General features: G+C 72.5%; 6 protein-coding genes. All 6 read right to left on the reverse strand.

Features of this window, described 5'->3' with window-relative positions:
- On the reverse strand, positions 1 to 1,894 hold a 1,894-nt coding region (locus ND748_RS23740; RefSeq protein ID WP_251748175.1), incomplete at its 3' end, for a PspA/IM30 family protein.
- A 107-nt stretch (positions 1,895 to 2,001) separates the two neighbouring features.
- A complete protein-coding gene (locus ND748_RS23745) occupies positions 2,002 to 2,196 on the reverse strand; it encodes a hypothetical protein (RefSeq protein WP_251748176.1) in 195 nt (64 codons plus the stop codon).
- 190 nt (positions 2,197 to 2,386) lie between these two features.
- Positions 2,387 to 2,854, reverse strand: coding sequence for a Dps family protein (locus ND748_RS23750; protein WP_251748177.1), 468 nt, complete (start codon positions 2,852 to 2,854; stop codon positions 2,387 to 2,389).
- A 252-nt stretch (positions 2,855 to 3,106) separates the two neighbouring features.
- The gene (locus ND748_RS23755; RefSeq protein WP_251748178.1) at positions 3,107 to 3,418 is read right to left on the reverse strand and encodes a helix-turn-helix domain-containing protein; all 312 of its coding nucleotides are present in this window, start codon (positions 3,416 to 3,418) and stop codon (positions 3,107 to 3,109) included.
- A gap of 108 nt (positions 3,419 to 3,526) precedes the next feature.
- A complete protein-coding gene (locus tag ND748_RS23760; RefSeq protein ID WP_251748179.1) occupies positions 3,527 to 4,840 on the reverse strand; it encodes a competence/damage-inducible protein A in 1,314 nt (437 codons plus the stop codon).
- The coding region (locus ND748_RS23765; RefSeq protein ID WP_374216016.1) for a CDP-alcohol phosphatidyltransferase family protein at positions 4,830 to 5,581 on the reverse strand (752 nt) is incomplete at its 5' end. The genes ND748_RS23760 and ND748_RS23765, both read right to left, overlap by 11 nt.

Genomic DNA, 5,581 nt, shown 5'->3' on the forward strand with positions numbered 1-5,581 from the left:
CGCCCGTGCCGTCGCGTGGGGCGCGGTCGCCGGCGCGGGCGTCGGCGTTCAGGCCCAGGCCGCGGGCCACGGCGGCGAGCTGGCCGTGGACGTCCTGCCATTCGCGGATGCGCAGGTAGTTGAGGAACTCGGTCCGGCACATCCGCCGAAACTGGTTGGCGGACAGCTCGCCGCGGGCGTCGCGCAGGTAGTTCCACAGATTCAGGTAGGCGAGGAAGTCCGAGGTCGGGTCCGCGAAGCGGGCGTGCCGCTCGTCGGCGGCCTGCTGGTGTTCGACCGGGCGGTCCCGCGGATCCTGGATGGCCAGCGCCGCCGCGATGACCAGCACCTCCCGCAGGCAGCCCTGCTCGTCGCCGGCGAGCACCATGCGGGCCAGCCGGGGATCCACGGGGATCTGCGCGAGGCGCCGACCGATCGGCGTGATCCGCCGGCCTGCGCCTGCGCCGGTGCCTGCGCCGGTGCCTGTGCCGGTGCCAGCGCCGGTGCCAGCGCGGGCGTCGCCCGCAACGCCCGCGTCGAACGCCCCCAGCTCGGTGAGCAGCAGCTCTCCGTCGCTGATCTGGCGCGGGTCGGGTGGGTCGAGGAAGCCGAAGGTGGCCATGTCGCCCAGCCCGAGGTCGGCCATCCGCAGGATCACCGAGGCCAGGTTCGTCCGCAGGATCTCCGGGTCGGTGAACTCGGGTCGGCCGGCGAAGTCCTCCTCGCTGTAGAGCCGGATGCAGATGCCGTCCGCGGTCCGCCCGCACCGGCCCTTGCGCTGGTTCGCGGACGCCTGCGAGACCGGCTCGATCGGCAGGCGCTGCACCTTCGTCCGATGGCTGTAACGGGAGATGCGCGCGGTGCCGGGATCGATGACGTAACGGATGCCGGGCACCGTCAGCGAGGTCTCCGCGACGTTGGTCGCCAGCACCACCCGCCGTCCGGTGTGCGGCTGAAAGACCCGGTGTTGCTCGCCGGCGGACAGCCGGGCGTAGAGCGGCACGATCTCCGTGTGCGGCCGCTGCTCGCGGGCGAGCGCCTCGGCGGTGTCCCGGATCTCCCGTTCCCCGCTGAGGAACACCAGGATGTCGCCGGGGCCCTCGGCGCACAGCTCGTCGACGGCGTCGCTGATCGCCTGGGTCTGATCGCGTTCGAGCTCGGCCGGCTGCCCGCGGCGCCCGCCCGGGCCGCTCCCGCCGCCGAGATCGCCGCGCAGCTCGGCCAGCCGAGACACGGCCCGGGCGTCCATGGTCGCGCGGCGGACCTCGACCATCCGTGCCTCCATCCCCTGCGAGGCGAGCTCATGGCGACCAAGCGCCACCGCGTAACGGTGCTCGACCTTGTCACGGATCTCGGCGAGCGTCGGGGTGTCGCCGGCCGGGGCCAGCGTCGACATGCCCTCCATCGCCTGGGTCATCTGCTCCTGCATGGCGGCGTGCTCGATCTGAGTCAGCAGCCGAGCCCGCTCGGCCAGGTGGCGCTGCATCCGCGCCGTGTTGTCCTCGACCGCGGTGCGGGCCTGGGCCGCGGAGGCCGCCGCCTGGCGGTGCAGGTTCTTCAGGTCCTCGAGGGAGGTCTCCGCGGAGACGAGCTGGCCGGCGAATGCCTGCGCGGTCTCCTCGTAGTTCGCCGCGGTGACCGGGTCACCCGACGCCCGGGCGTTGTCCGCCAGCAGCAGCGAGGAGCGGGCGGACTCGGTCAGGCCGGCGACCTCCTCGGCCTGCCGAGCCAGCCGCATCTCCAGTTGACGCTGGTTTCCCACGACGAGCGCGGCCTGCTGCACGAGCGCCTCGTGCTGGCGGCGCGCCTCCTCGATGGCCTGGTCTATCTGCACCCGCGGGTCGGCCCGCTCGTCGAACTTGCGGTTCGCCGACGCAGAGAGATACCGGGCTATCTTGCGGACGACATTCGCCATAACCACGATCGTCGCACGACCACGGCCCGATGGTGAACCGGCCGGTGCACCAATCGCGTCGACCATCCGTCAGCCGGGCGGGCACCCGCCAGAAGCGGGAGCAGCCATCAGACGGGCGGGCACAGCGCGGTGCGGCCCCGTCCCTGGCAGACCGCGCACGAGCGGCAGGCCGGCACGAAGCCGCCGCGCGCCGTCGCGAAGACGACCAGTTGCTCGCCCAGCCCGTTACACGCCTTGCAGACCTGGATCGGCAGGTGCGCCGGGGCTGCGTCGTCCTCCTCGGGTTGCGAGGCGGTGCTCACCTGATCTTCTCTCCCTGCGGGCCAAGCCCGGGAGCCATGCCCGGGGGGACGACGACCAACTCAAGCTGCACCGTGAGAACTACCCGGGGAGAGTGGCAGACTGACCCGCGCGCCGCCACCGGAGTCGCCCGTTCGGGCCGGTGGTTGCGGCGGCGGCCCTGGTGGCGGCGGCCCCGACGGCGGGCCGGGCTCAGACCATCGCCTGGAACATCCAGTGCTGTTCCTCCAGCTCGCGCACGACGTCGATGACCAGATCCTGGGTGACCGGGTCGGGCTGCTCGGTGGCGTCCATGCGGATGCGCATCCGGGTGACGACCTCGGCAAGCAGGTCGGCGATGAGCCGGACCACCTTTTCGTCGGCGAGGTAACCAACCTCGACTCCGTGTAGATGGGTGCCGCGAGCGACGGTCGACGACTGGCCGTCCGGATTGACCCCGATGGCCACGGCCCGTTCGGCGACGGCGTCCGCGTAGCGCCGGGCCAGCTCCACCACCTCGTCGAGCTGGCGGTGCACGCTGCGGAAGTTCCGGCCGATGACGTTCCAGTGCAACTGCTTCGCGAACAGGGACAGATCAATCAGGTCGACCAAGGCGCCCTGCAACGCCTCGCCGGTGACGGAACGGGCCTCGTCAGACAGTGGGCTACGGATCGCACTCATGCTCGTCCTCTCGGGTCGGAGCCGCTTGCGTTCCCTGGCGTGCCCCCCAAGGAGATCCGTACGCGGAACCGCCGGTGCCGTTCCGCTCAGTCACCGAAGACTGGTATCGCACCCAGGCCAGGCAGGCGCGGACCGCAGCATCCGGACAGCTGACCTGCATCGACCGCCGGCAGTGACCAGCGGGATGCCGCACACGAAGACCGATCCCCATGGTCGGACCTGCGGTCGTCGAGTGGTCGTGACCGGGAGAGCTCAGGCAGCCCGATCCACGACCCTCGGGCGGGCCGGCACCACGACCGTGGCCCCGCCGACGCCCGCGCCCACCGCCAGCTCGGCGAGCTCAAGATCCTCGCTCACCTCGCGCAGCAGATCCGCGAGCCGGACTCCCAACGCCTCGCAGATGGCTGCGAGCAGTTCGGAGCTGGCCTCCTTCTGCCCACGCTCCACCTCGGAGAGGTAGCCCAACGACACCCTGGCCGCCGAGGACACCTCCCGGAGCGTGCGGTGCTGATCCTGACGGCGGCGGCGCAACGCCTCGCCGATCATGCGTCGGAGCAGGACCATCGAGCCTCCTCCTTCGTCCGCGGGATGCGTTCACCGTATACCCACCACCGTGGCCCTCGGGCCCTCGTTGATGGGACTGTAACTGTGTAAGCATCTCGGGTCCGGCGATTACTCCCGCGATCCACCGGCGGTGTCGTCACCGAAGGTGATGATCTCGCTGCCCGGCAGTCCCGCCAGAGTACGCCGCATCAGGTCCAGAGCGGTGACGACGGCGAAGGCGCGCACCCGCGTCCGGTCACCGGGCAGCCGAAGCGAGCGGGTGATCGTCCCGTCCGGGCCCGCGAGGCCCAGGTGCACCGTACCCGCCGGCTTGCCCTCCAGCTCGTCCGGGCCGGCGACACCCGTGGTGGCCAGCCCGTAATCGGCACCGAGGCGGGCCCGCACCCCGGCTGCCATCGCCGCGGCGGTATCGGCCGACACCGCCCCCTCGGCGGCGAGCAGGGCCTGATCGACTCCGAGCGCCGACGCCTTGACGTCGGTCGCGTAGGACACGACGCCACCGCGGAACACCGCACTCGCCCCGGGCACCTCGGTCAGCCGGCCCGCGAGCAGCCCGCCGGTGATGGACTCGGCGACGGCGAGCGTCGCCGACCGCGCGCGCAGCAGACCCAGCACGACGCTCTCCAGCGAGTCCTCCTCGCCGCCGTACACCCCGGCGCCGAGCGCCACCCGCGCCGCAGCCTCCACCGGGGCGATCAACGTCTCTGCCTCGGCCCGGTCGCGGGCCCGGGCGGTGATACGAACCCGGGTCTGGCCGCCGCTGGCCAGGAACGCGATCCGCGGGTTGCCGATCGGCGCCAGCCGGTCGACCTCGGCCGCGAGCGCCTCGGCGACGACCGACTCCCACATCCCCGCCGTGCGCAGCACCCGGTGCACGACCACCGCCGGCTGGCCCGCGCGGCGCAGGATGTCGGGCAGGACGCTGGCGGTGAACATGTCGTTCATCTCGAACGGCACACCCGGCATGGCGTACACGACGCCCGCGCCGATCTCCATCCGGATGCCCGGGGCCGTGCCCGGCCCGTTGGGCAGCGGCTGCGCTCCCGCGGGCAGGTCCGCCTGCCGGTAGTTCATCGCCGGGACCTCACGGGCGTCGCGCCGGCCCATCGCCTGGAACCGCCGGCGCAGCTCGGCCGCCAGGAAGTCGTCGCGGCGCAGCTCGACACCGGCCGCCGCGGCGATGCCCTCGCGGGTCAGGTCGTCCTGGGTCGGCCCGAGACCGCCGGTCATCACGACCGCGTCGGCGCGATCCAGCGCCACCCGGATCGCCTTGGCGATCACGTCGACGTCGTCACCGACCACCGTGGACGTCGCGACCGTCACCCCGACGTCGGCGAGCTGGCGGCCGAGCCACGCGGCGTTGCCGTTCACGATGTCGCCGTAGAGGAGCTCGTCCCCCACCGCCAGCAGCTCAGCGCGCATCCGTCAGCCCCTCGTCGTCGATGATGGCCGTCCCGGCGGCGGGCTCGCCGGGGGTGTCACGGGTGGTCCGACGCCGCAACGCGAGCGCCCGGTAGACGTAGTCGACCCCGGTGACGACGGCGACGACCACCCCCGCGGCGAGGATCACCGCCCGACTGGTCGCGGGGGCCCCCGCCAGCGGCAACACGTAGAGCCCGATCGCCACGTTCAGCAGCAGCGTCTTCGCCTTGCCCCCGCGGCTCGCGGCGATCACACCGAAGCGGATCACCCACAGCCGCAGCAGCGTGACCCCGACCTCGCGGAGCAGGATCACCGCCGTCACCGGCCACGGCAGCTCCCCGAGAACGGACAGCGAGATCAGCGCGGCGCCCGTCAGCGCCTTGTCGGCGATCGGGTCGACAAGGATGCCGAAATCGGTGACGAGGTGCCAGTGGCGGGCGATGGACCCGTCGATCTGGTCGGTGATCGCCGCAACGGCGTAGGCGACGAAGGCCGCGTACCGCCATCCGTCGTCGTCCGGGCCGGCGAACAGCAACAGCACGAAGACCGGCACGAGGATCAGCCGAATGATCGTCAGCAGGTTGGCGACGTTGAGCACGGACACGCTCGGACGCGAATCCGGCCCGTTGGCGGCGGCGGGGGGACCGCCGAGGCCGGCGGCACCCGGCTCGGGCGGGGCCACGGAGAGGTCGACGGGTCGCAGCTCACGGGTCGGCTGGCCGGCCGGCGACGGCCGCCGCC

Source organism: Frankia sp. AiPs1, assembly GCF_023716945.1.
Lineage (GTDB): Bacteria > Actinomycetota > Actinomycetes > Frankiales > Frankiaceae > Frankia.